This is a genomic window from Alteromonas gracilis (assembly GCF_043642145.1).
Taxonomy (GTDB): Bacteria; Pseudomonadota; Gammaproteobacteria; order Enterobacterales; family Alteromonadaceae; genus Alteromonas; species Alteromonas gracilis_B.
Map to the genome: position 1 here is coordinate 498821 of NZ_JBHZRZ010000001.1, position 26952 is coordinate 525772.

Genomic DNA, 26952 nt, shown 5'->3' on the forward strand with positions numbered 1-26952 from the left:
TCTTGCACTTAAAAAACAGGACGTCATGACAGCCACTTTATTATCGCTACCTTTACCTGCGCCTAAAAAAGAAGCCTCATCACAAGATCACAAACATTGGGGTCAACTTCAAGGCAGCAGTGCCGCGCTTTGTATTAGTCAAACTCTTAACCAATACAATGGCCCAATAGTATTGATTACTGCTGACACGCCCTCGGCCATGAAGCTGGAAAAAGAAATAGCATTCTTTTTAAGCGATAATACAAAAGATACGCCAATTACCCTTTTCCCTGATTGGGAAACGCTGCCTTATGACTCGTTCTCACCCCACCAAGATATTGTTTCGCAGCGTTTAGAAACCTTGTTTCGTTTTACGCAACAAGGCGAAGGGATATTCATCGTTCCTGTTAATACATTAATGCAGCGCTTGGCCCCTACCAATTATTTAGCAAAGTACCTACTCATGCTAAATAAGGGCGACACGTTAGACAGAGATCAATTTAGACGAAACCTCGAACAAGCCGGCTACTTGCATGTAAGCCAAGTGATGAGTCACAGTGAATTCTCGGTACGCGGTAGCATTATCGACCTATTCCCAATGGGCAGCGACCAGCCATTTCGTATCGATTTGTTTGACGACGAAATTGACTCAATTCGTTACTTCGATACAGAAACTCAACGCTCAGGAGAAGCGGTGAATGAAATTCGTTTGTTGCCGGCACGCGAGTTTCCCACGGATAAAGAAGCCATCACGCTTTTCCGCCAGCAATTTTTAGAAAAATTCGACGCCAATAACGCATCAGAAAGCGTATTTTCTCAGGTAAGCAAAGGCACTATGCCAAGTGGCGTGGAGTATTATCTCCCCCTTTTCTTCGAAAAAACGGCTACCTTATTTGATTACCTGCACCCTAAAAGCTTACTTTTACTTCATGGTGACGTACAAGACGCCAGCGAGTTTTTCTGGGCTGATGTGCAAGAGCGTTACGAACAATACCGTTACAACTTAGCGCGACCACTGCTAGCGCCCGACGACCTATTCTTGCCAATAAACGAATTATTCGGCGCTATTAAACAGTGGCCAAGAGCGTCGCTTTCGAACAACGTTATTGAAGAAAAGCCGGGGTCGACTAATCTTCAGTGCGAAAAGCTCGACGACATCGCAATTAACTCTCAAAAGAAAGTGCCTGCCGAGCGTTTAATTAAAACGGTTAATCAAGCCACCGAGAACGGGGCGAAGGTACTGTTTTGTGCAGAAACCCAAGGCCGCCGAGAGGGGCTACTTACCGTTCTAGCGAAGGCAGGCATAAAGCCAAAGATTGTTGATAGCTTCAGTGATTTTATTGCAAGTCACAACAACATTGGCATCACCGTGGGTATGGTTGATAACAGCTTTCGCTGGCAAACCCAGGAAGGTGAGCTTTTATTTATCACCGAAACTGAGCTTTTAGGGCAAAAAGTAAGTCAGCGCCGTCTTCGCGATAAACGAACGGCTACTGATGAAAACGCGATTATTCGCAATTTGGCTGAACTTTCTATTGGCCAGCCTGTTGTTCACCTAGATCATGGTGTTGGCCGTTACCTAGGCTTGCAAACTTTAGACGCTGGCGGTGTCGCTACCGAATACCTGTGTATTGAATACGCAAAGCAGTCTAAATTATATGTTCCTGTTGCCTCGCTACACTTAATTTCCCGTTATACAGGGGGCGACGCTGACAGTGCCCCCGTTAGTTCACTAGGGTCTGATGCGTGGACGAAAGCCAAGCAGAAAGCCGCTGAAAAAGTGCGTGATGTTGCGGCAGAGCTATTAGATGTTTATGCCCGCCGCGCTGCAAAGCCAGGCTTTGCCTACAACATTAACTGGGACGACTACCAAGCGTTTTCAGATAGCTTTCCGTTTGAAGAAACACCCGACCAAGCACAGGCCATCGCTGCGGTTATGCACGACATGGGCAGCCCTTCTGCTATGGACCGCTTAGTATGCGGTGATGTGGGCTTTGGTAAAACTGAAGTTGCGATGCGCGCGGCTTTCCTTGCGGCAATCGCGGGCAAACAAGTAGCGATTTTAGTGCCCACCACCCTGCTCGCTCAGCAGCATTTTGAAAACTTCAAAGACCGTTTCGCCGCATGGCCATTTGAAATTGAAGTCATGAGCCGTTTTGTTAGTGGTAAAGCACAAAAGTCAGTGATAGAACGAATTGGCGAGGGCAAAGTTGACATTGTGGTGGGTACTCACAAGTTGCTGTCTAGCGACATCAAGTATAAAGACTTAGGCCTTGTGATTATTGATGAAGAGCACCGCTTTGGTGTGCGTCAAAAAGAGAAGCTCAAGTCTCTGCGCGCCGATGTTGATATCCTAACGCTAACCGCCACGCCTATTCCGCGCACGCTTAATATGGCACTGTCCGGCATGCGCGATTTATCCATTATCGCTACAGCACCGGCTCGTCGATTATCTATAAAAACCTTTGTGCAGCAGCGTAATAAAGCCGTTATTCGCGAAGCAATCATGCGTGAAATTTTGCGTGGTGGTCAGGTGTATTTCCTACACAACGAAGTGGATAGCATTGCGCGAACAGCAGAGGAAATTGCCGAAATTGTTCCTGAAGCACGTATTGCGGTAGGTCACGGTCAAATGCGTGAACGTGAGCTTGAAGGCGTAATGAGTGACTTCTACCACCAGCGCTATAACGTACTGGTGTGTACTACCATTATTGAAACCGGAATCGACGTGCCAAGCGCAAATACTATCATTATGGATAGGGCCGACCACTTAGGCCTAGCGCAGCTTCACCAGCTTCGTGGTCGTGTGGGTCGTTCGCATCACCAAGCGTATGCTTATTTGCTAACACCGCACCCTAAACGCATGACCAAAGACGCGGTAAAACGATTAGAAGCTATATCGCAACTTGAAGACTTAGGCGCAGGATTTGCGTTAGCAACACACGACCTAGAGATTCGTGGTGCGGGTGAGCTTTTAGGTGACGATCAATCAGGCCAAATTGCCAGCATTGGTTTTAGCTTATACATGGACATGCTGGATAAAGCAGTAAATGCGCTAAAAGACGGCAGAGAGCCTTCTTTAGACGACGCCATGTCTGGTCATACTGAAGTAGAGCTGCGTATTCCAGCCCTGCTGCCGGAAGACTACATTGCCGACGTTAACACTCGCCTTTCACTCTATAAACGATTAGCAAGCTGTGCATCGCAAGACGACATTGATGAGTTCCAGGTAGAATGTATTGACCGCTTTGGTCTATTACCTGAGCCTGCTAAAAACTTAATAGAAGTAGCTGAAATTAAACTAAAAGCGCAAGAGCTAGGCATTCTAAAAGTAGACTTGTCGGCACAAGGCGGTACCATAGAGTTCAAAGAAACCACTAAGGTAAACCCCGGCTATATTATTAGCCTTGTGCAAACCAAGCCAAACACATTTAAATTTGAAGGCAGTCAAAAGCTACGTTTGGTAAAAAATACAGAAACAGCTAAAGCGCGCATAGCGTTTATTAGCGATATTATTGCCGATTTTGCAAAGGAGTCGCGGTAACATGAAGTTATCTCGCTGGTGCCCGTTAGTTGCATCGATTAGCGCAGTTTTCTTAAATACTGTTTCATCTACAGCCCTCGCCAATGACGATTGGTGGTTCGATGTGGAAGTTATTGCATTTAAGCGCAACGTTGCACTTACTGAATTAGAAGAACAATTCTCACTGGCCGATAACTTATCAGCACCCCGAGCTCAAGCTGACATCATTAGCGATGTTATTGCACCCGACATAAGCTACCTTAAGCAAGGGCTACCAGTGTGCGGTGAAGATACGTCTGTAAAATGGCCGTCTAACGCTCTGATCAGTGTGCCTTCCAAAGATGTCGACTTTTTATCGCTGCCCAAAAATGAAAACGGGCAGCCTTCTGGCGCACAAATTTATGAGGAACTTAGTGCTACTAGAGAATTCGGCACCGATTTAAATTCCGAGTTAAGTTCTGAGCCAGATGCAGAATTAAATTCAGAGCTTACACCTGAGTTCACAACAAAGCGCAGCACGATTAACAATGCATCACCTGACCCATCCTATACTGAGTTAGGTGACGAAGACGTGGTGATAGAAAGTGAGGGTACAAACGCGCCTGATGCACAAACCATTGCAAGCTATTGGGCGTCTTTTTTTGGCGTAAACGATGCTACGCCAATTACTGTTCCTGCTTTCAAATACTGTGAAGAAGCTAAGCCATGGCTTAGCGCAACTATCACTCTGGTACCTAACGAAGGTGCAACACCAGACAACACAAAGAAAGCTGGCTTAGGTGACGAAACTATAGACGATGTTTCGGACAGCCCTACCCTGCAGTCAGCTATTGTTTGGAAAGTACACCACGTTGATAACAGAATGCCTACGCCTGCTAGTCTTCCTATTATTGTTGAAGGTCACGACTGGCCCTTGTCGTCAAAAGCCCATTTACTCACTAGCAATCAACAGGCGCTAGCATCTATTTCCCGTCAAATTCGCTCTAATCGCGACTTAGAGCGTTTGTTTCATGCAACATGGCGACAGCCGGTTATGTTTGGTAAAAGTAAAGCGTTCAACGTTCGCTTGTTCGGCGGCCAAAACTACGCACAGCAATTCTCACTAGATGGTGAAATGCGTGAACAAACATTATCAAATGCCAACAATAACGATTTTGACGCAAGCACCTCACCATTTGGATACGATTCAACAAGCGAGCTAGCACCAAATCAAAGTGCTGGTACCAATACAGAGTTTGAGCAACCTTCTTCAGAACTTTTCGTTGTTACTGATATTTTTACCGAACTTGAGGAGAGATTAGCAAAGCCTGAAGCCATTGATTACAGCGCTTTCAAGGCCCTTGAAGTACCAGTAATTATAGAGCAAGGTGATAGTGATACCAGCAATGCGTCGTTACGCACGCCTATTTGGGAAATTGACGGAACGATGAAAGTGTTCCTTAAGTATATTAATCGCGTACCTTATCTGCACATTGATAGCGAAATGTTTTACAGACAGCCTGTACCGATTAGTTACTTTAGCAGTGAAGATGAAAGCAGTGCTATGAATAATGCAGCTCCGTTAGAGTACAAGTTGGTTTCGGTTCCGCTGGCAGAGCAACGCAGAGTGATCAGTACGCAGCTGCATTATTTCGACCACCCACTGTTTGGTTTTGTTGTACAAATTCGAAGATACAACCGCCCTGAAATATCTGAGTAATACTTGATTTAAGAGCAATTAGGTTTGGGAAATAGTTTTTACCTCACAGAACCAAGCACGTCGCTTTAATGACAAAGAATTAATGACCTGATTGCGGAGCAAAGTCTGCAAAATAAAAGGTTTAAAATTAAGAGAGTTATGAATAAAGGGTTCTATGAAGATTTATACTCGCACAGGTGACAAAGGCAGCACCCAAATTTACGCTGATAAAGCGGTTCGCGTAGAAAAAGACGACCTAGTAGTTCAAAGCTATGGTGATATGGACGAACTAAACAGCCACGTTGGTTTGTTAGCCGCCTATGTCGATGATAAGCATAAAACGATGCTTTTTGATATTCAGCGAAATTTGTTTCAAGCTGGTTTTGCTATTTCAGCAAGCTCTACGCTAGCACAAACAGACATTGAAAAGCTAGAAAGCCTAATCGACCACATTACGGGCCAAATGCCGCCAAATACTTCGTTTGTTTTACCCGGCGGAAGCAAGGCAGCAGCGCAAGCGCATGTATGCCGTGCAGTGTGTCGGCGCGCCGAGCGCGCTGTAATTAGCTTATCTAAGCACTATGATGTGCCAGAGGTTGTACACGCCTACCTAAACCGTTTAAGCGATTTCTTTTTTACATTTGCACGTTTTATGAATGTAGAAGCAGGGGTTGAGGAAGTACGCGTTTAACTGTATTTTGCCGCTGAAGCGCTAAATCAACAAGCGCCCAGCAGGCAAATTAAACGGCCCAACATAAAGCGTTATCTTTCGCTCAGCGTTTTAATCAATTTTACTGCGCTTTCATATTTATCTTGAAGCCCTATTGGCATGCTACGTCCGTATAACGCCATCACGCGCTCCTGTTTCTTTGTATCCTTCGCGCTTAATTGTGAAAAGCGAGACTCTAGCCCATCAAGTATACTTTCAGCCCCTTTTGGATTGTTACAGGCGAGTACCATGTCGCAGCCTGCATCAAGTGCCGCCTCAGCTCGCTCTAAATAACTTCCCGCTACACTGGCACCATGCATCGATAAATCGTCTGAGAATACTGCGCCTTTAAAGCCAATATTGTCACTTAGAATACGTTGCAGCCACTTTTGTGAAAAACCTGCTGGCTGGCTACATACTTGGTTATAAATGACATGGGCAGGCATTACACCATCAAGTAGGTCGCGCTCAATTAATCGTTCAAACACCACCATGTCGGTATGTCTAATCTCGTCGAAATCGCGTTCATCCACGGGTAGCGCTATATGTGAATCGGGGGCGACACTACCGTGGCCAGGGAAGTGCTTGCCAATAGCTGGCATATTAACGACTTTCAATCCTTGAATTAAATGAGCAGCAAGACGAATAACGTCATCGGCATTATCTGCAAACGCCCTATCGCCAATGACTTGTGAAACGCCGTTTATATCAAGCACTGGCGCAAAGCTGAAATCGATATCTAGCGTTTTTAGCTCGTGCGCTAACACTAACCCACACGCTTTTGCATAGGCTGCGCTTTCATCTTGGTGCTCAGACTGGCGCAAAATTTCGCCCATGGCAGGTATGGCCGTAAAGCCTTCCCGGAAACGTTGTACGCGTCCTCCTTCGTGATCTACGGCTATCAATACAGGCTTTTTAGCGTAACGCCGTATGTCTTGAACAAGAGCAGAAAGCTGGCGTTTATCGTGGTAATTTCGGCTAAACAGGATAATGCCTCCCACTACGGGATGCGCTAGCTTTTCCTTTTCCTCAGGTAAAAGCTCTTCAGCCTGACAGTCCAACATTAATGGCCCCACGGCGCCGCCTTAGTATGTGTCATAAAACATCACTTCAATTTTGCAAGATCTGTGGTTAGGATAGAGAAAAATAAGGAGTTTTACACGTGATAAATTGGATCAAGTGGTTAGTTTTTGGCGCTTTGACACTGCTTGTAGTTGCTATTGCAGCGTTGTATACAACGCTGCATCTTAGTCTGCCTACACTGGAAGGAAATAGTGCTTCTTATCATGTTACTGCGCCAACTGATTTAAGTCGCGACGGTTTAGGTCAGGCTGTGATCAAGGCAAACGATATTTTCGATGCAGCTTACGCATTAGGCTTCGCACATGCCCAAGACCGCTTTTTTCAAATGGATCTACAGCGCCGCGCCGCTTCAGGCAGTTTATCGCAATGGGTTGGTGAAAAAGCGTTAGAGGTAGACAAAAAAGCACGTTTTCATCAATTTGAAAAGCGCGCCAAAGCCGCCTTTGAAAACCTGCCTTCAAGGCAACAAGAGCTATTAGTGCGCTATGCGCATGGTGTAAACGACGCATTGTCTGAATATACTCTACCACCTTTTGAATATTTAGCTGCAGGTGTTGCAATTAAGCAATGGCTACCCACCGATAGCATTCTTGTTATCTATAGTATGTATCTAGATTTGCAAGCTACCCAAGTTGAGCTTGATTTAGCAAGAGAAGCACTGCTTTCTACCTTTGGCAGCGATATTTATGGCTTCATAACCCAGCCCAGTAATTATCAAGCCGCGCTTGATGCCAGTGAAATCCCGTTACTTGATGCACCTATACCTGCCTATCCAGCCTCGCTTCGCTCACCAAATGCTACCCCCATACTGCACTCGCCAACAAAAGCGCCGCCAGAATCAACAGACGAAGAAACGGCCATCGCTCGCGCGCAATATAATGGTACTGAACTTCCCGATATTGGTAGCAATAATTGGGCAGTAACAGGAAAGCATACTGTATCAGGCGCAGGTCTTTTAGCGAATGATATGCACTTGAGCTTACGCGTCCCCATAATTTGGTATCGCGCCCAACTGAACTATCAAGAGTCGGGCAGCAATGTTCAAATGACAGGCGTCACGCTACCAGGGCTTCCAGGCATAGTTGTAGGAACCAACGGACATATAGCCTGGGGTTTTACCAACGCGAATTTAGATAACGTCGATTGGGTCGAGTTAACCGAAACAACAACCACCAAAACGGTTACAGAGAAAATTGCCCTTCCCGAAGGTGAACACGACTTTACCTTTGAAGTAAGCCAGTTTGGCCCAGTAAGAGAACTAAATGGCAAGCGTTATGCACTTAATTGGGTAGCTCACCACCCTTTTTCCGCTAACCTAAACATTGTTAATTTCGGCACCGCTAAAAACGTTGAAGCGGCGATCAAAATAGGAAAGCGTCTTGCGATACCTACTCAGAACTTAGTTGTGGTTGATGAAAACGGCAATGCTGCATGGCTGCCCGGTGGCGCGGTATTAGCAAGGCAGCAGGCGTCATTTACCGCGGTTAAAGAACGTGACGTTGAAAGTACTCCAACACGTGCTGAAGACTTACCACAAGTTGTTAACCCTGCCATGGGAAGAATTTGGACAGCGAACGCCCGAGTTATTTCCGCCGAAGATTTTAAACAATGGGGAGACGGTGGATACGCATTGGGCGCTAGAGGCCAGCAAATTAGAGACCGACTTTTTGAAAAAGACACTTTCAATGAAACTGATTTCTATGCCATTCAACTAGACAATCACGCGCAATTTCTTATTCCTTGGCAACACTTGCTATATGGTTTGCTCACTTTGCAAGATGTTGAATTTAAACCGGACCTTACGTATTTAAATACATGGAACGAGTGTGCATGCGAAGATTCGGTAGGGTATACGTTGGTTAAGTATTTTAGGCAGGAAGTGGTACAAACCCTCTTCGGAAGTTTACTTCTAAACCTAGATGAACAAGGTGTAAATAGCCGCACACTATTGCGGGGCATTGAGCCAGCGGTTTGGCAACTCATCCACAGTCAGCCAAAATCTTGGCTACCTACAGATACAGAAAGTTTTGACGAACTATTGGTCGATGCATACAGGCGCGCCAAACATAAGTTACTCGATAAGTATTCGCCCGTTGAAGCGAATATGGATACCCTAGCGTGGGGTAAAGTAAACACACTTTCTGTCAAGCACCCGTTTGCAAGCCAAATTCCATTTGTTGGAAACATGCTAAACATGCAACAAGTGGAAGGCTTTGGCGATACCTATATGCCCGCAGTTCAATCAACAGGGTTTGGCGCATCACAACGACTTTTCGTAAGCCCAGGTCATCTTGAAGACGCCATACTTACCCTCCCAGGAGGGCAGTCAGGTCACCCACTGTCAGAATTTTTTACAGCTGGATTCAATGACTATGCTACACATGCTGCAACACCGTTATTGCCAAGCGCATCTGTATTCACTCGCACGTTCTATAACAAAGAGGTCAAATGACACCCGCCATAGTCTTACTGCAGAAAAAGCGCGTTGAGCACAGCGTTTTGAAGTATGAACACGACGCGAATGCAGCTTCTTTCGGGTTAGAGGCTGTTGAAAAGCTAAACCTTAACGCGGATACCGTGTTTAAAACCTTGGTAGTAAGCACTGACAACAACAAGCTTGCCGTGGCCGTAGTCCCTGTAAACTCGAAACTTAGTGAAAAGAAAATGGCCAAAGCGTTAGGTGTAAAAAAGGTGGAAATGGCGCAGCCGAATGCTGTTATGGTTGCAACGGGATATGTATTAGGTGGAGTAAGCCCATTAGGGCAGAAAAAGCGGTTAGCTAGTGTGATCCACAAAAGCGCTGAAAGCCTCTCAACTATTCACGTAAGCGCAGGCAAACGAGGATTAGAGGTGGCACTTGCCCCTGCTGATTTAGCCTTTCTTATTAGCGCTCAATTTGAAGATATTTCGGTAAGTTAACTCATTACAACTTATTAAATTGCTAGCAAGTTTTTTTGCATAACCATCAACGCAACTTTGCGTTATGCAACTGCCGCCATTATATTTTTTAGGTTTTCGATGGGTTTAAGTCTCTTTTTAATCAACACGTCTTCGTTTATCTTTAGAATAATACTTTTCAGTAAGTCAGTGGTGTTTCCTATATGGGATAGCGATTTAAGAAGCTCAATGTCTTCGAAAATCTTTCGCCCTTTAAGCGATAAGCGCTTTTCTGATCTGCCTGTTGCCAAGTCACTTTGAAGGTAACTCGCTATTTTTTTCGCCGACTTTTCATCTTCAGACAATGCATGGATGTAATATTTCATCATACTTGGGACAAAGTCTGTCGTTGCACCGATTTCCATCGTTGCTAAATTTAGAATATCGATTAAATGTGCAGGTAAACGCCCTTCAACAGGTTTGCGCTTAGCCTCATATTGGCGTTTAACTGCAGGGGTGGATTGATGAGGTAACACGGTCACGCTGTCACACTTGTCACACACCCCCACCAAAACCTTTTTAACTACCCCCGTTCCATCACTGAAAGGAACATCTCTTAACTGAAATGTTGCATTTTCAAATGATTGACAGTTGCTGCATGCCACTTTTTGCGACTCGCCCACTTTGAAAATTTTCATATCTTATCCTCAATGGTGAACGCTAATAAAAACGCTATTAGGCTCAACAAAATACCACTTTATGTACCACTTCTGACCTGCTTGCTTTGTCTTAATTATGTGCACAGTAATAATTGTATCAAAATGATGGGGGCTGAAAGAATAATCGTTCCCTCGACTTCGACCTATAATTTTAGCAACCTCCTCAAGTGATACTTGCCCAATTGCTAATAGGTTTTTAACATCAATATCGTTTCGCTGTTCATGAGAAACATACCCCTTATTTAAACAGTCAACGACCTTCCGCTTTATTTCCCTATAACCCATCCGTGACCCACAATGTACGACAATGTGCGTACAAAATCAAATTTAGTTTTCAATGAATATAATATGGAAAGTAGCGAGGAGTATGAAGTTGGCCTAAGGTATAGGTTTATTGTGAATTAATGTTGAAGTGCAACTCGGTCAGAAGTCTTAGCTTTTTAGCACAGTAGGATGTAACTTTTGAGGTAACTACTTTTAACGAATTTCCGCCATCACAACGCGAAAGTTAGTAATTCAGTGGCAATACGACATAAGCTACTCTTTAGACAAGAGTAGCTAACAGCAGTCTACTTACCCGCTTGCACTAACCATTGTTCACGTGCTTCTTTAAGCGCGGCTTCATCAGGCTGCTCGCTTCCTGAAATAGCGACAGCAATTTGTTGAATAATCGCATCACGCTTTTCAATCAGTGCATCAGTACGCGGAAACAAGTCTTTGGCTTCCGGATATTGCTCTTTAAGCGTTTCGACCTCTTCCAATGCATAATAACGCGCTTCAAACGCCTCGTTATACAGCTGGCGTTTAGCGTTAAATATTACATATTCCTTCGCTGTTTCTGAAGTTAGGTAGTTCATATCTTCAGATGATAGATTGGCGGCCTGCCCTACTTTACGGGCTTGTGCCATCCAAGAATCCACTGCTTCTATATTCCCATCTTTTACGGCCTGCTTAACGCCTTCCTGCAAATCGCTAGCGTGAAGAATTTCCATGACGGTGATTAGCGGAACTTGCGCTGCATCTTGGTCTCGCTTGTCTGCATCTAGCGACAAATAAGCGAACCATGAAAAGGTAGCAGCAATAATAATAGCGAGAACAACAAGTGCTTTTTTCACACTTTCCTCCAAACAAAACGCATATGAAATTCAGTGCGGGTGCACTGTAAAAAGAAGCAATACAAAAAAGAGCGAGAGTTCTCGCTCTTTTTCAGTATTGTAACGACCTAAAGATTATTGGTCGACAGGTGCTGAGTTTTCAACTCGGCTTTTTAATTTTTGGCCTGGGCGGAACGTTACCACACGACGTGCTTTAATTGGAATGTCTTCACCGGTTTTTGGATTACGGCCAGGACGTTCGTTTTTATCACGCAGGTCAAAGTTGCCAAAACCTGACAGTTTTACTTGCTCACCAGATTCCAGAGCGCCTTTAATCTCTTCGAAAAAAAGCTCTACCAGATCTTTTGCATCACGCTTGTTAATGCCTAGTTTCTCGAATAGGTGTTCAGCCATCTCGGCTTTGGTCAATGCCATAGTTTACTCTCTTAACGCGGCCCCAAACTCAGATTCCAGACCTTTAACCACAGTATCCACAGCTTGCTGAATCTCAGCTTCTTCCAAGGTTTTATCCGGATCTTGTAAATGAAGTGACAAAGCAAGGCTCTTATAGCCAGGCTCAATACCCTTGCCTTTGTACTCATCGAACAAGTTTAGAGCAACTAGTTGATTTACGCCAATTTTTTCTATGTAAGAAAGTACATTTCCTACACGCACTTCATCTTTAACCGTAATTGCAATATCACGGCGGTTTGATGGGAAGCGCGATACGGGTACTGCTGACGGTAGTTTGCGGTCAGTAATGGCATCTACCACTAGCTCGAACGCAAATACACGGCCGTTAACACCAAGCAGTTTAGTGAACTGCGGGTGTATAGCACCAATATAGCCAACTTCTTCATCATTAAGCAAAATTTTTGCAGTCATACCAGGATGTAACGCGCTGTGCTGCCCTGTTACGAATTGGAACTCACCTGATTTACCTGTAAGTGCCAATAACGCTTCTACGTCTGCTTTTGCGTCGAAGAAATCAACTGGGCTGTCGCCCAAGTCCCAATGTTCTTCATTACGACGCCCTGCTACTACACCACCAATTACTTGCTGTTGCAACACACCATTTGGCGCATCTTGTTGAGGAATAAAGCGTAATCCGGTTTCAAACATGCGAACACGTTGTTGCTGGCGCTTCTGATTATAAGCAGTTGCACCTAGTAAACCCGGCCACAAACTTACGCGCATAACCGACATATCAGATGAAATTGGGTGTGGTAAAACCATACCTTTTACGTCTGGGAATAATGCGTTTTGAATTTTAGGGTCAACAAACGAATACGTAATTGCTTCATTGTAGCCACGACTAAGTAGCAATGACTTCATTGTGTTTAACGGCAGCTTCGCTTCTTGCGAAGGTAGCATTGCCAGCGTTGCTTTTGGTGCAACGTTTGGAATGTTGTTGTAACCGTACACACGAGCAATTTCTTCAATCAAATCTTCTTCGATTGAGATATCAAAACGATAGCTTGGCGCAATTGCTTCCCAACCTGCTTCAGTTTGGGTTACTTCCAAACCAAGACGGTTCAGCATTTCAGACACTTTTGCGTCGTCAATACTAATGCCGAGTACGCGAGACAAACGTTCGCGACGAAGCGTAACCGTTGCTTGTTTTGGCAGCTTATCTTCTGCCACAGCTTCAACAACAGGACCCGCTTCACCACCACAAATTTCAAGTACAAGCGCTGTAGCACGCTCCATCGCTTTGCGTTGTAGTTGAGGGTCTACACCACGCTCGTAGCGGTGCGATGCATCGGTATGTAAACCATACTGACGAGCACGGCCCATAATCGCATCGCGGCTAAAGAAGGCGCTTTCTAGCAAAATGTCTTGTGTTTCAGTGGTTACACCTGAGTGCAAGCCACCGAAGATTCCCGCCATCGCTAGCGCTTTGTTATCGTCAGCAATCACTAAAGTATTGCTTTGTAGCTTAGCTTCAGTTTCGTCAAGCAAAGTAAGGGTTTCGCCTTCACTTGCCATACGCACGTTAATGTTGCCTTCAATGCTTGCAAGATTAAACGCATGCATTGGCTGACCAAGCTCAAGCAATACAAAGTTAGTCACATCTACAATGGGGTCGATACTGCGAATACCGCAGCGACGCAGCTTTTCAACTAACCATAGTGGCGACGCAGCTTCAACGTTAACACCTTTAACCACACGGCCTAAATAACGTGGGCATGCGTCGTCAGCGCTTAACGTAATTGATAATTTATCATCGATGGTGGCGTTTACTTCAGCCACTTCAGGCTCGCAAACGTCAAGGCTGTTTAGTACACCAACTTCACGGGCGATACCGCGAACACCCAAACAGTCTGCACGGTTTGGTGTAAGGTCTACTTCAATGGTGTTGTCGTCTAATCCAAGATAATCGCGAATGTCTGCGCCAATAGGTGCATCAGCTGGAAGCTCGATAATACCGTCGTGGTCGTCGCTAATACCTAGCTCAGAGAAGCTGCAAAGCATGCCAAATGATGGCTCACCGCGTAGCTTCGCTTTCTTAATTTTGAAATCGCCTGGCAATACAGCGCCAACAACGGCAACGGCTACTTTAATGCCCTGACGGCAGTTAGGCGCACCACAAACGATGTCAAGTAGCTCATCGCCACCTACGTTTATTTTAGTCACGCGCAGTTTGTCGGCGTTAGGATGCTGACCGCACTCTACCACTTCACCTACTAGCACGCCTTTAAAATCGCCTGCAACTGGCTCAACACCGTCTACTTCAAGGCCAGCCATGCTCAACTGTTCAGACAACTCATGTGCCGACAGCGACGGGTTAACCCACTCTCTTAACCATTTTTCACTGAATTTCATGTATACACTCTGCCTTAGTTGAACTGCTTAAGGAAACGAAGATCGTTTTCAAAGAACGCGCGCAAGTCGTTAACACCGTAACGAAGCATTGTTAAGCGCTCTACGCCCATACCAAAGGCAAAGCCTGTATATTCTTCTGGGTCAATACCCACAGCTTTAAGTACATTTGGGTGCACCATGCCGCAGCCCAATACTTCAAGCCACTGACCGTTTTTACCCATTACGTCTACTTCAGCTGACGGCTCAGTAAACGGGAAGTAAGACGGACGGAAGCGAATTTCTAGCGACTCTTCAAAGAAGTGATGTAGGAAGTCGTGCAAAATGCCTTTAAGGTCAGTAAAGCTAACGTTCTTATCAACCATCAAACCTTCCACTTGGTGGAACATAGGCGTGTGCGTTTGATCGTAGTCGTTACGATATACGCGCCCTGGCGAGATAATACGCAATGGCGGCTTTTCCGCTTCCATGGTACGAATTTGAACACCAGAGGTTTGCGTACGTAGCATCATGTCTGGGTTGAAATAGAACGTATCGTGATCGGCACGCGCTGGATGATTCGCTGGAATATTCAGTGCGTCGAAGTTGTGAAAACCATCTTCAATTTCAGGGCCAGTTTTGACTGAGAAGCCAAGCTCACCAAAGAAAGATTCAATGCGCGCAATCGTGCGACTAACTGGGTGTAAATTTCCTGGCTTTTCTGTACGACCAGGCAAAGTTACATCTACCGCTTCTTCTGCTAGCTTTTTATTAAGCTCTTCTGTGAGTAAAAACTCACCTTTTGCAGAAATAGCCTGCTGAATAACCTGCTTTGCTTGGTTAATCTTCTGGCCAGCGGCAGGACGTTCTTCGTTTGATAACTTTCCAAGCCCTTTAAGTAAGTCGGTAAGTTTACCCTTCTTACCCATGAATTCGACCCTAACTTGGTCTAATGTGGCTGCATCTTCGGCAGCGTCAATCTGGCTCTGTGCCTGATTGATAATAGCGTCAAGCTCCATGTTTTCCTCAATTTACATGATGACTGCATGGCCAAAGCATAGGAAGAATTATTCTGTGCGCTTAGGCTTGCCTGAAATAAAAGCGGTAGTTTACACGAGTGATTGACATTACCGCTACCCTATATAGCTGATAATGACGAAATTTTGGTGGATAGGTTGGAAATTAGGTAGGCACAGATTGTTGTTTGTTAACTTCTTGTATATTCCGCGCACTTTTCATCCAATCGAATAGGCTAACTGCAGATACTCCTTGAACAATTGTTCACATTACTAATATCATCGACTGTAAATAAAAAACAACAATTACAATTTGATTATTACAGGGATTAGTAAAATGCAGTTAAGGAAACCTCTTCCTTCAAATCGTTCTTACGATCAAGTACTTAACCACTACCTCGTCGAAAAAGCACTTGCAACCAAACTTAAAGCAGCAGATAAAAAGTCTCGAAAAGAAATATACAGTTCAATGTATGATGAACTGTTTACCAAAGTTCCAGACCACCCGCGACTAACAAAACGTAGTGACGAAAAAGAAAGCCGTAAAAAGGTAGGTCACAGAATGGCTTTTATTAAAAGGTTTCTTAAACAAAACGAAGTTTTTGTAGAATTTGCTTCAGGAGATGGAAGGCTTCTAAAAGATGCAGCTGGGCATTGCAATCAAGCGATCGGCGTTGATATATCAGACCAGAGAGATGAAAATGAGCATTTCCCCGACAATGTCAGTGTAATTGTTTATGATGGGTATGACTTGTCAAAACTGACTGATGAAAGTGTGGACTTTGTATTTAGCGATCAGTTAATTGAGCATCTCCACGATGAGGATGTAGAGCACCACTTCACAACGGTCAAACGAATTTTGAAAAAAGGCGGCGCATACGCTTTTAGGACACCTCATGCTTTTTGCGGCCCACATGATGTTTCTCAATACTTTTCAGATTTTCCAGAGTGTTTTCATTTAAAAGAGTGGCGCTTTAATGATGTCAAAGCTATCGAGCGAATTGGCTTTAGTCGCGTGAAATACTACTGGAGCGCTAAAAACATTCACGTGCGTATGCCCCGCTTTTATTTTTCTATTTTAGAGTCACTTTTAGAAAATATTAATTCTTACAAGATACGAAAGATAACTCAGTTGTTTTTACCGTCTGTAACCTGTGTTTTAGTTAAGTGAGCAAGAATTAGTTCTCGATTTGCTGTTGACAAATAAACCATAACAATGTGGTCTATTTCAGCGTAAAACTTAAACGTAAGTTGGTTAAATAGCAGGCCCATGACGAATAAAAAAACACCGTTTGTTTCAACAATGCGTAGCTTGAAAATTCACAATAGAAATACGTTCAATTGAAGGTACGTTTGACATATAAACGAAATCTTGCACGGCTATCGTTGGAATAGACGGTAATTTATATAAAAGTAACCACGACACTTTATAAGAACGATAGCCTGTTTTTACGATGACGTCCGTGTTTCTTAGAACTATGACATTTGCTCGAAGTAGAGGGCATTAAACATATAATATGTCTAATGCTTCGCTGGTCTAATACTTGCTAGTTTTAAACATGCTTATAACTATCAGCGACTAAGTTTCGTTCGTGTAGGTTATCATTTTCTAAAACTAATCATGGAACAGAGATGCAAAAAACAGTTTCAGTCATTATTACAACTCATAATCGCCCTGATTATTTAAAAGAGTCTCTGACAGCAGTATTAAAACAAACGGTTATGCCTTCCGAGGTGTTTGTAATTGATGACGGCTCTTCAGTTAGTTACGAGGAAGTTCTTTCACTTTTCCCTTCCGAGCAATTCACTTACGTAAAAGTTCCGGTAGCATCTGGTGCAAATGCTGCGAGAAATTTAGGAATTAATAAATCCAAATCGGAGATCATTGCGTTTCTCGATGACGACGATATTTGGGATACGGATTACCTAGAACAACACATTGCGATGCACCAGAATGCGGACGCCGTGACTTCTGGCTATCGCTTCTTAGAAACACCAGAAAAAATTCATATTAATCCTATAGAAACGATCACCACAGAAGTGATAAAAAAAGGGAATAAGTTTTGTGGAATGAGTGGTGTTACTTGCAAAACATCGCTTGCTAAAAAACTCATGTTTGACGAGGAATTGAAAAACAGCCAAGACTGGGACTTTTTCGTTCGCGTAACATTGGAAAATGCCGTTTTTAAAAACATCCCCAAAGACATCTACTTCTATCGCAGAGGACATGTGAGTATATCCACTGAAGTGGCGAATATGCCCATGGAGAAGGTGTTTCCACGACTCAAAGCCTTCAAAAAACATCGTGAACTACTGGGCAATGAAGCCTATAACGACCGTGTTGCTAATCAGATACTGAGTCAGATTGGCAAAAAAAATAACAAGCTAGGCTGGATTGCATTGTCTGTGCGCGAGGCTGGATTGGTAGCCACATCAAAGGTTATTCTCGGTAAAGATAGAATAAGGAAAAAGTTTGGAAAATAAGCTGCGATAATCCAAGCTTCTTTTTCAAAACTAGTTTCGCCCTATGGAAAATAGAAAGGTTTTCTTTCTCATCAATTCTATTGGTTTTGGCGGTGCCGAAAGAGCACTCTTTAACCTGTTGAGTATTCCCGCTCTTTATTCAGCGCTGGACGTAAGCGTAATTCTGTTGGACAAAGAGCCCTTGGTGAGACAGCTGCCGTCGAACGTTAAGCTGTATCATCTCGATGCGAAGAGATCTTTAATGAGAAGTATGCGGCAACTTAACTCACTTCTGAGTAAAGAGAAGCCTGCACTTGTCGTGAGCTTCTTAGTTAGGGCAAATGTATGTAATGCATTAACTGGAATAACTCATCAACATAAAGTTATTCTATGCGAAAGAATGCATCTTAGTAGCCACTTAGATAACCAATTTACAGGCTTTAAGAGGTTTTTTGCTGGTCTAATACCACTGATAAGCTATCGTTGGGCTAATGCTGTGTTAGGCGTTTCAAGCGGTGTCACGAGAAATTTGATTGAACACTTTCACGTCCCCCCTCAAAAAGCTCACACAATATTTAACCCCTACAACATTGAAGCCATCAGAAAAGCGAGTGAGGAAGTCCCCGAAGTCTCTCTTCCTTCAAACTTTATCGTTAGCGCCGGAAGGCTAACTGCAGCTAAAAACTTTAAGCAGTTAATTAACGCCTACCTTATGTCGTCTGAAACCGCATCACTTTGCATTTTAGGTGAGGGCGAGCAGAGAGAAGAGTTAACTAGGTATATCAGAGATAGAGGGGCAGAAAAAAGAATAATTTTACTGGGTTACGCCAAGAATCCATTTTCTGTTTTCTCAAGAGCAAAGTACTATGTTTCTGCTTCGACCAACGAAGGCTTCCCAAATGCTTTACTTGAAGCAATGACAGTGGGACTTCCCGCAATTATGACAAATTGTCCTTCAGGGCCAGCTGAAATACTTGAAGGCGACTCGAACTTTACAAGTGACAAATGCCATTTGGGAAAATTTGGTATCCTAGTCCCCTTAAATAATGAACTTCAACTTACCCTTGCTATTAATCAAATGCAGGCCGACCAAATACGCGCTGACTATTCAGCTAAAAGTATAATGCGCGCTCAAGACTTTAGTATCGACAAAGTTTCGGCAGAATATTGGATGTTTCTAAGGCGATTTCTTTAACAATGTAGTGAACAGACTTTGGTGCTTTTTCGCATTTAATGACCAAGTGTTCTGTTTCTGAAGCGACTCCGCATGCTCACTTTTATAAATCGTAAAGTCTGATACCTTTAGCTTTCTGCTAAGGGCCGCTATATCCCCTCTTGGAAAGTAACTCTGTTCAGCCAATTCGAATTCTCGATGGGCAGCGATATCACTGGCAATAATGGGAGTACCAGCGGATAGCGCTTCTGCCAGCACTAAACAGTATCCTTCCATGTAAGAAGGGTTCACTAGTAATGCTGCATTTTGATAAAGAGAAGCAAGCTCTTCTCCTGTGCGTGTGCCAGCAAAAACTACATTTTCACTGGCCAGCTTTCTTAAACTCGCAACATAGCTATCTTCAATATAGTTTGAGCCTACTATTACTAGCTTCTTGTCTGACGAAGGTGCCGTTGAGAAAGCCCTAATCAAGTCATCAAACCCTTTAGTTTTATCTAGCCTACCAACAGCGAGAATATAAGACTTTGTCGTGAGGTTGAGCTCGCTCAATACGTTTACGTTACTTTTCCTTGTCTTTTTAAGAATCAGTGAACCTGCGTTTCTGATCACTAGCCGTTTGCGACGAAAAAATGAATAACGATGGTTTAGCTCTTCAAATACCGAGTTACTCACGCAAATTACTTTGTTAGCGAAAAGTACAGCATGCAGTTCACCTAGCTTAAGAACTAGCTTACCGTGCCAGCGCCATTTTGGCCTTTTATAATCAGCAGCATGGTGAGTAACTACGGTTTTAAAACCTAAGAGTCTAGATAATGGTGTGAAAAAACCCGGGCCTATCCCATGAAGATGAACGAGCTTGGGACGAACAAATAACCTAGCATATATAAGCGCGAAAAATGTGTGAACGAAGGTTTCAAGGCCGCTTATTTTTGGCGCTGCCAAAACGATAACGTTAACACCTTTATAAACGTATCTATTCACGTTGTTGTGTGAAAGTCGGCTTAAGACGACAACCTCTAAATCCGGATTGCTTTCAACCAAAAGCGGATAAAGGTTTTCACAAATAGTCTCGATTCCTCCCACAAAAGAAGGTATTCCTCTTGTCCCGATAACACAAATACGCGCCATCAATTGTTCCTTACAATATTATACGCTTCCATTCTGTAACTGAGTTAACGTCAAAACTAGAGTTAAAGAAGTTCCAAATTCCAAATAAATATAGTTTGATTATTATTTTACTGTCATGAAACCTGCAATACTGTTACATAGAATTTATTACATCAGCATAGCGCTCAGCCACATTTTGCCAGCTATAATTTGAGGCCTGCTCAATTGGTAAATTTCCCCAGTCTTTGTCAAGCGCCGCTCTCAACGCTTGTGAGTATTCTTGAGAATCCTCAACATTACAGACAAGTCCAGCATTACCAATCAGCGTTCTCCTCATCGCATCATCAGTGGCGACAACGGGTAATCCGCTCGCCATTGCCTCTAGGTAAACTCTACCGAAAGGCTCGTCTTCAGATGGCAGGGTAAATAAATCAACAGAACGGTAAACTTTTGGTATGTCAGAAAAATCTACTGTTACTATTTTGAATCTGTTAGGGCCTAATTTGCGGGTGCATAGCTCTTCAAAATATTGCTTATCTGGCCCATCCCCACAAATTAACAAAGCGCCTCCAGATACTTTACTCATAGCATCAACAGCCAAATGTAATCTTTTGTGATTCCTTTTGTTTAATGAACCTACCGTTAAAATTACCGGCCCATTCAAACCGTGGTCAAATTTCTCACCCGATGGGCTAAATAAGGAAAGGTTTACACCATTAGGTATAACCTCAACCCGCTGTTGAGGGTTTATCGATTGTGCGTAACGTTTCGTTTCTTCGTTAAACACAACTAAGCAGTCGGGTTTGAATTTAAGGTTTCTTCTTAAAACCTTGCCCCCTGAAACCATACCTGCCCTCTCAGTATACAGGATAGATGTTTTGTAGATTTTTCTAGCTACATAAGCAACTGCCAAACCACCATAATCGTTATTTGGATAGATGACATCAGCTTTTTTGAAAAGTAGATAAGGGGTATAGGTAAGAAAACTTGTTATTGCTTCAATCAGCAAAGAAGGGTTCGAAACGAAACGAGTTAGCAACCAATCAACCGTTTTGTTTCTTTGTGCTTTTTTAACTTTGCCTCTAGGGATGCAAGGAATAACAACGCTTAGAGCGCTGCACTTAGATGAGCTTAACAACCTAACATGAAAAAACTTTGCAAGATGCTCCGCCATCTCATAAGCACTCAATTGCGACCCACCACTCGATGAAAACCCAGCTTCAGGGTGGATAACTGCTACTTTTTTCTTCATACGATTCCCATTTTATGGTGCCTACTTTTATTGCGGCTTGTCGGTATTCATGTTCAAGTACACGTCAAGTCTCGCTTCAAGGTTAAACCGATGTTTTGCGTTGACCATGAAAATTAGTTTAAGCAATTTAAGTTCCGTTTTTTCTGTCCTTTAGTATCGTGCAGTTACATTGTAATTTTATGAAACGCAATTTTGCGCAGATCTTTACGCAGTACTTGCGACGTATATCAGATGTCACTACCCTTTATATGCAGTCCTTTTTTTTACTTTTCTTTTTTCATCGAACCCCATAAGGACATACCATGAAATCTCGAATTGTTACGAGCAATATCTGGCTCGTTTTGTTTACCTTGCTCTTTATCGTCTCTTGCGCAAGCAACACTGATAGGAACGAAACTACCGAGTACGCCGTTCAACCTGGTGATAGACTAAATACTTATTTACTGGAGAACCGCACTCAGACGAGTAACGTTAATGAACTATTGCTTCAATACAAAGGTTCGAAAAGTACTGAACACCTCATTAACCAATATCGCGACGAAATTACGAAACTTTTTGCTGATCGAGTTTTTGATATCACCGCTTCTATGAAGAGCGAAGAAATCAAAGCCAGATTACAACCAATTAGTGCTAAAGAAGCTACCGCGCTATTTTCTCTTTTTCCTATAGATACAGCTAAATGGATGAAACTGATTTCATCCTATTCAAACTTAACTCAAAGTGAAATTTACGAGTCAGCAATAACTGCAGGGCTAGACCCGTCTGTTGTTTTTGCTGCCTCTGCCGCGGGTTTTGAAAACACTGCGACTCCACTCATCAATTCCATCGGGTTGGTTATCTATGGTCAAGACGAATCGAGCACCGCCACTGTGCGTTACAGAGCTGATGACGAAACAAGCTGGCGAAGTGGGCTGAACTTATCCTGGGAACCAGTTTACGGTTCATTAGCAGGTAGTGTTGTGTACCTAAATGCAGACACAATTTATCATATTGAAGTACAAGTAACAGACCAATATGGCGTTCAACAGGAACACGTTTTTCAAACTAGAACTAAGCCCAACTCTCCACCTATAGACCCAGAAAAAATATATTACTTGTCAGACATATATTCAGGAGGCCAACTTGATTTAGAAGCGTTAAACATCAGTGGCAATGCTAACGGATACGCAAAAATCATTGGTGACGGCCAAGTTATAGAGGCTTCTAGCGACGTACTGGCAGCCGTGAACATCGGTGCTCAATCTTATGTCATGCTCGAAAATCTTGTAATTAAAGGCGGTCAACGTTATGGCATCTTTGCCAAGAAAGCTCACCATATCTGGATTAAAGGCTGCAACATCTCAGAATTTGGCCGTGAAGCAGTAGATATTAGAGACGGATTAGCTTATTCAAGCCCAACAACAAACTCTCCTATCAACTACGATTCGGGCATTTATTTAGAACGAAGCGGTATTGCTGTGATTGAAGAGTGCGAAGTGCACAGCCCAAATTTAGGTGCCAACAGCTGGGAAGTTGGGCACCCAAAAGGTGCAAATGCACTTCAAGTTTGGGCATATCATGATAGCGATGCTTACAGGGGCGAGTTTATTGTTAGGAACAATCGCTTCTATGGTGCCCCAAACCATAGATTTAACGATGTAATAGAAGGTCGAAAGAATTTTGAAAGACGCGGAGGCTTCGTTAAAAACTCGGCGATTTATGGAAACTATTTGGCCTATGCTAACGATGATCTAATAGAAATAGACGGTGGCCAACAAAATGTTTTGGTGTATGGAAATGAAATGGAGCAAGGATATGCAGGGATAAGCATTGCCCCTAATATGCTTGGGCCAAGCTATATTTTTCATAATTACATTCACAACCTTGGCGATGAAACGGGTAAAGAGTGGACTGCGATAAAAGCGGGCGGACTCATGGCCAGGCCGGCAGGCAAAACTTATGTCTTCGAAAACTTTATAGACGTTAATCGAAATGGTATTGCTGCATCAGGTGTTAACGGAGATACGACGTTTTGGATAGAGTCACAAAACAACATAATCTTTACCGATAATACTGGATACTCTGTTGGCTACTGTATATTCGATAAAGAAAAATTTTTTAAGAGTGTTAGCACCAACGACCTTTGTTTCAATAGAAAAACCATGGATGCGAGAAATGAATTCAATTTAGGAAATTTAGTTGAGCACCCTAGATCCGACGACTTAACCTATATAGATTCACTCACGGCTTCCGGCCCAACATCGCTCGAGATCGATGCCAGCACTTATATTCCTAATTTTTCCGATCAATTGATTGATACTCCACTCCAACAACCAATTGCTTCCAGCGCAAAATCTCTTTCAGAGAATTTTTGGACGTTTAACACCGACAATTTAACGTTTAGTCATTTTGCTAAACAGTATGACTACGGAGAAACAACGATTGAGGGAAAAACTAGCATTTCAATCACTGGAAACAATTGGGTGAAAATCCCCATTTCTTACGAAATTTCTAGCAATACAGAAATAAGTTTATCCATCCAAGTTGAAGGCGCTGGAACGCCTGAGATAGTCGGCGTGGGCTTCGAAACTGATAACACTGCCTCAAGCAGTCGTTTAGTTCGCTTCTACGGTACGCAAGATTGGGGCATTGACGCAGAAGAATATTTCTCTTCATCAACGAGTGAAGTAAACTTCCCTTTGGGTGAATATATTCAAGGCTATGTCAGATATATAGTTTTAGCTTTAGACTATGACGATATTAACCCAGAAGAAAACTCGACAAGAGTGACGTTCTCAGATTTGACGCTATCAGAAGCTGAAAGTCGTTAGTATGAAACGGCGGTAAGCAACTTACTCCATAAAAAGTCTCGTTACTTAATTCTTGCTAGCATAAAACTTGCTTGTGCGTTGTGTGATTACTTTTTAAGTAAATTAAGCATAACGTCACAATTTACCATTATCTTTACCACCTTATTACCGACAAGAGTACAAGTAGTGTTCAATAAACTTTTTAAAACTCGAACAGATACCGCAATCGAAACTACCAACAAGGTCTCGCAAGCGTTAAGTCTGCAAAACAAAAGTTACTTCTGGAACCCCAAAAATGGAGTTCCGAATATCGGAGATTATTTAGCATTTGAAACCGTCAATTTTGTACTTAACCTTAAAGACCTTCACCCTCTTGACATATCAACCGGTAAAATACTGTCGATAGGTTCTGTTCTTCACTTCGCGCAAGATGGTGACACCATCTGGGGAACCGGTAGAAATGGAAAAATATCCGAAGATAAGCACACTTACTCATCTCTTGATGTGCGCGCAGTTCGAGGTCCTCGCACTAAAAAGTATCTTGAAAGTAAAGGGATTCAAGTACCCGATGTTTTTGGGGATCCAGGAATTCTAGCTCCACTACTCTACCCTAAGGCCCAGCTAGACATCATTTACCCCGGCTCTGAGTCAGAAGTTCTTATTGTCCCTCAACTAAATGATGACCAAGCCATCTATGCTGACTATTCAAACCAACTTGTCTCTCCCCGCCAATTACCCGGTAGTTTTTTAGGTCAACTCACAAAAGCCAAAAAAGTAATAGCAAGCAGCTTGCATGGCCTTATTCTTGCTGAATCATATGGAATTCCCGCAGTGTATTACGACTCAGGTAGTGGAGAAAATATTTTCAAATACCACGACTACTACGAAGGAACTGGCAGAAAAGAATTTGCGATTGGCAGAACAATCGAGGAATGTATGGAATTAGCAACACAACCGATACCGAATTTAAAGTTAAGGCAGAAAAATTTACTCGAAAACTTTCCCTTCGATAAATACCAGTAAAACATACTGAGGCCATAGTTATGGATCAACAATTATACGAAGATCAATTCAGTGAGTCACACAACTTTCTTGAATCAACAGCTGCAATTAAAACATTGGTCATAGCATCGACTCCCCGTTCAGGAAGCCATTTTTTAGGTCATGCTTTACATAAGACAGGACACTTTGGTTTCCCTCTAGAATATGCAAACCCCAAAAACCTGAAAAAATGGGAAGAGGTACTTGGTGTTAAGGGAATACAAAACGTGCTTGAAAAATTGCAGTCGATACGCACTTCTCCAAATGGCGTTTTTGCAATCAAGTCGCACTATACTCACCTTCAAGGATTTGGTGGCCTTAGAGAGTTTACTAAGTTAGTAAACAACCCGTACTTCGTGCTGCTTACGCGACAAGACATTCTTAAGCAAGCTATTTCTCTATCTATTGCACGACAAACTGGCGTATGGATTTCGGGCCAACAAGCTAAGTCTGACGCCCTAAAATACGATGAAGCCGACATCACCTATTGCTTAAAACGCACCATATTACACAATGCTTCATGGAAGTATTTGTTAGCTTCTAGTAACGTAAAATATATGGAAGTTTCCTTTGAAGAGGCCAAAACAAACTTAGCTAATACAGTACGTACCGTGGCTAATTTTATGGAAATGGACATTCCCGAAAAAAATGTGCCAACAACACCCGCCACCAAAAAGCAATCAAACAGTGTGAACGAAGAATGGGAAGATAGATTTCGTCGAAGCAAACACAGTGAAATGCTATTGGATTTGGACCTTGCGCTTGGACACAAAAGTAAAAAGAGGCAGTTAAAAGAGTTATTGTTTAACTAAAAAAACCACGCTTATAGCGTGGTTTTTTTATTCGGAAGATTCTACATGAATTAAACTTTTCTGCGACCCGTAAGGCTAAGAGCCGCCAAAGCAAGGCCGAAGATCATAGCTGTACCAGGTGCGGGCACGTCAACCAATGAAGTTGGCGTGGTGACGATTAAATTTCTAAAGTTTGAGTCTGTATTAGTGTTTTCTTGGTCCTGATCTGCAATGAACAACATTCTGTTAAAACCAGTAAGGTCATAATTGGCTAGATCAATTGTAATGTTGTACCAGACACCAGCACTAAGGCTGCGTGCGAAGTCTTGATTACCATACTTCTGAGTTCCACCGAAATCAAATACCAAGCCACCTGTTCTGATTTCGCCATCATTATCAAAACCGATACCGTTAATTTCGCCGACATTGTTAGTCATAAACTCAAATGACAAAACACTGTTACTTAGTGTAGCAACATCAATTGGTGCTAGACTAACCCAATAATTGCCGAACACTTCGAGCCCCAGCCCGACATTTGTAACGTTATAACCGCCCCAGCCTCTCGAAGCCTGCAAGCCGTGCCCCTCAAGACTTGACTCATCAAATGTAATAAACGCTGCGTTAGCGTTTAACGACAACAACAAAAAAGCTAAACCAGTGAAAAACTTCATGTACAACAACTCCTAATATTCCCAACTTAATATGCTGCAATTATTATTCCAATAACACTTTAACCAACAAATTCAAACACTTAAAATAATACAGTTATTTTAGCTACAGCAATTTTTTAAGATTGTAAATTTTTCTGACATTTCCTTGTCACATTCACAATAGTTTCAGACCACCTATCTATAC

Annotated in this window: 20 protein-coding genes; 11 read left to right on the forward strand and 9 right to left on the reverse strand. The window is 43.0% G+C overall.

Going from position 1 to position 26952, the window contains the following annotated elements; translation table 11 throughout:
- Positions 1-25: 25 nt before the first annotated feature.
- The 3 genes from mfd (at position 26) to ACHUFN_RS02140 (ending at position 5871) form a co-directional block, all read left to right on the forward strand.
- Positions 26-3523, forward strand: coding sequence for a transcription-repair coupling factor (gene mfd, locus ACHUFN_RS02130; protein WP_394220670.1), 3498 nt, complete (start codon positions 26-28; stop codon positions 3521-3523).
- Between the two features lies 1 nt (position 3524).
- Positions 3525-5201 (forward strand): CsiV family protein, encoded by a 1677-nt coding sequence (locus ACHUFN_RS02135; protein WP_394220671.1) that lies wholly within the window; start codon positions 3525-3527, stop codon positions 5199-5201.
- Between the two features lie 154 nt (positions 5202-5355).
- Positions 5356-5871 (forward strand): cob(I)yrinic acid a,c-diamide adenosyltransferase, encoded by a 516-nt coding sequence (locus ACHUFN_RS02140; protein WP_394220672.1) that lies wholly within the window; start codon positions 5356-5358, stop codon positions 5869-5871.
- Positions 5872-5942: 71 nt separating this feature from the next.
- Here the strand turns inward: ACHUFN_RS02140 and nagZ are convergent, their stop codons facing one another.
- Positions 5943-6953 carry a beta-N-acetylhexosaminidase gene (nagZ, locus tag ACHUFN_RS02145; protein WP_394221032.1) on the reverse strand — a complete coding sequence of 337 codons (1011 nt, stop codon included), beginning with the start codon at positions 6951-6953 and terminating at the stop codon, positions 5943-5945.
- 98 nt (positions 6954-7051) lie between these two features.
- On the opposite strand from nagZ, the gene ACHUFN_RS02150 reads away from it, so the two are divergent.
- Together ACHUFN_RS02150 and ybaK are read left to right on the forward strand one after the other, a co-directional pair.
- Positions 7052-9424, forward strand: a complete 2373-nt coding sequence (locus ACHUFN_RS02150) for a penicillin acylase family protein (RefSeq protein ID WP_394220673.1) — start codon at positions 7052-7054, stop codon at positions 9422-9424.
- A complete protein-coding gene (gene ybaK, locus ACHUFN_RS02155; RefSeq protein ID WP_394220674.1) occupies positions 9421-9891 on the forward strand; it encodes a Cys-tRNA(Pro) deacylase in 471 nt (156 codons plus the stop codon). The genes ACHUFN_RS02150 and ybaK overlap by 4 nt, the downstream gene beginning before the upstream one ends.
- 62 nt (positions 9892-9953) lie before the next feature.
- Here ybaK and ACHUFN_RS02160 read toward each other — a convergent pair whose 3' ends face one another.
- The 5 genes from ACHUFN_RS02160 to pheS all read right to left on the reverse strand — a co-directional run bounded on the left by ACHUFN_RS02160 (position 9954) and on the right by pheS (position 15483).
- Positions 9954-10547, reverse strand: coding sequence for a hypothetical protein (locus tag ACHUFN_RS02160; RefSeq protein WP_394220675.1), 594 nt, complete (start codon positions 10545-10547; stop codon positions 9954-9956).
- Positions 10548-11137: 590 nt separating this feature from the next.
- Positions 11138-11683, reverse strand: coding sequence for a hypothetical protein (locus tag ACHUFN_RS02165; protein ID WP_394220676.1), 546 nt, complete (start codon positions 11681-11683; stop codon positions 11138-11140).
- A 114-nt stretch (positions 11684-11797) separates the two neighbouring features.
- Complete coding sequence (gene ihfA, locus ACHUFN_RS02170; protein WP_014949129.1) at positions 11798-12097, reverse strand: integration host factor subunit alpha; 300 nt, start codon at positions 12095-12097, stop codon at positions 11798-11800.
- Positions 12098-12100: 3 nt separating this feature from the next.
- Positions 12101-14488 carry a phenylalanine--tRNA ligase subunit beta gene (gene pheT, locus ACHUFN_RS02175; protein WP_394220677.1) on the reverse strand — a complete coding sequence of 796 codons (2388 nt, stop codon included), beginning with the start codon at positions 14486-14488 and terminating at the stop codon, positions 12101-12103.
- Between the two features lie 14 nt (positions 14489-14502).
- Positions 14503-15483, reverse strand: coding sequence for a phenylalanine--tRNA ligase subunit alpha (pheS, locus tag ACHUFN_RS02180; RefSeq protein ID WP_394220678.1), 981 nt, complete (start codon positions 15481-15483; stop codon positions 14503-14505).
- A gap of 310 nt (positions 15484-15793) precedes the next feature.
- Between pheS and ACHUFN_RS02185 the strand changes: the two genes are divergently transcribed.
- The 3 genes from ACHUFN_RS02185 (at position 15794) to ACHUFN_RS02195 (ending at position 19138) form a co-directional block, all read left to right on the forward strand.
- The gene (locus ACHUFN_RS02185) at positions 15794-16651 is read left to right on the forward strand and encodes a class I SAM-dependent methyltransferase (RefSeq protein WP_394220679.1); all 858 of its coding nucleotides are present in this window, start codon (positions 15794-15796) and stop codon (positions 16649-16651) included.
- A 461-nt stretch (positions 16652-17112) separates the two neighbouring features.
- Complete coding sequence (locus tag ACHUFN_RS02190; RefSeq protein WP_394220680.1) at positions 17113-17964, forward strand: glycosyltransferase family 2 protein; 852 nt, start codon at positions 17113-17115, stop codon at positions 17962-17964.
- Between the two features lie 43 nt (positions 17965-18007).
- Positions 18008-19138, forward strand: a complete 1131-nt coding sequence (locus tag ACHUFN_RS02195) for a glycosyltransferase (protein WP_394220681.1) — start codon at positions 18008-18010, stop codon at positions 19136-19138.
- On the opposite strand, the gene ACHUFN_RS02200 is transcribed toward ACHUFN_RS02195, so the two are convergent.
- Together ACHUFN_RS02200 and ACHUFN_RS02205 are read right to left on the reverse strand one after the other, a co-directional pair.
- Positions 19121-20245, reverse strand: a complete 1125-nt coding sequence (locus ACHUFN_RS02200; protein ID WP_394220682.1) for a glycosyltransferase family 4 protein — start codon at positions 20243-20245, stop codon at positions 19121-19123. The genes ACHUFN_RS02195 and ACHUFN_RS02200 overlap by 18 nt on opposite strands.
- 133 nt (positions 20246-20378) lie before the next feature.
- Entirely contained in the window at positions 20379-21476 is a 1098-nt protein-coding gene (locus ACHUFN_RS02205; protein WP_394220683.1) for a glycosyltransferase, read from the reverse strand.
- 302 nt (positions 21477-21778) lie between these two features.
- Between ACHUFN_RS02205 and ACHUFN_RS02210 the strand changes: the two genes are divergently transcribed.
- The 3 genes from ACHUFN_RS02210 to ACHUFN_RS02220 all read left to right on the forward strand — a co-directional run bounded on the left by ACHUFN_RS02210 (position 21779) and on the right by ACHUFN_RS02220 (position 26118).
- A complete protein-coding gene (locus ACHUFN_RS02210) occupies positions 21779-24286 on the forward strand; it encodes a right-handed parallel beta-helix repeat-containing protein (RefSeq protein WP_394220684.1) in 2508 nt (835 codons plus the stop codon).
- A 165-nt stretch (positions 24287-24451) separates the two neighbouring features.
- A complete protein-coding gene (locus tag ACHUFN_RS02215; RefSeq protein ID WP_394220685.1) occupies positions 24452-25288 on the forward strand; it encodes a polysaccharide pyruvyl transferase family protein in 837 nt (278 codons plus the stop codon).
- 20 nt (positions 25289-25308) lie between these two features.
- A complete protein-coding gene (locus ACHUFN_RS02220; protein ID WP_394220686.1) occupies positions 25309-26118 on the forward strand; it encodes a Stf0 family sulfotransferase in 810 nt (269 codons plus the stop codon).
- Between the two features lie 50 nt (positions 26119-26168).
- Here the strand turns inward: ACHUFN_RS02220 and ACHUFN_RS02225 are convergent, their stop codons facing one another.
- Positions 26169-26768, reverse strand: coding sequence for a hypothetical protein (locus ACHUFN_RS02225; protein ID WP_394220687.1), 600 nt, complete (start codon positions 26766-26768; stop codon positions 26169-26171).
- Between the last annotated feature and the right edge of the window lie 184 nt (positions 26769-26952).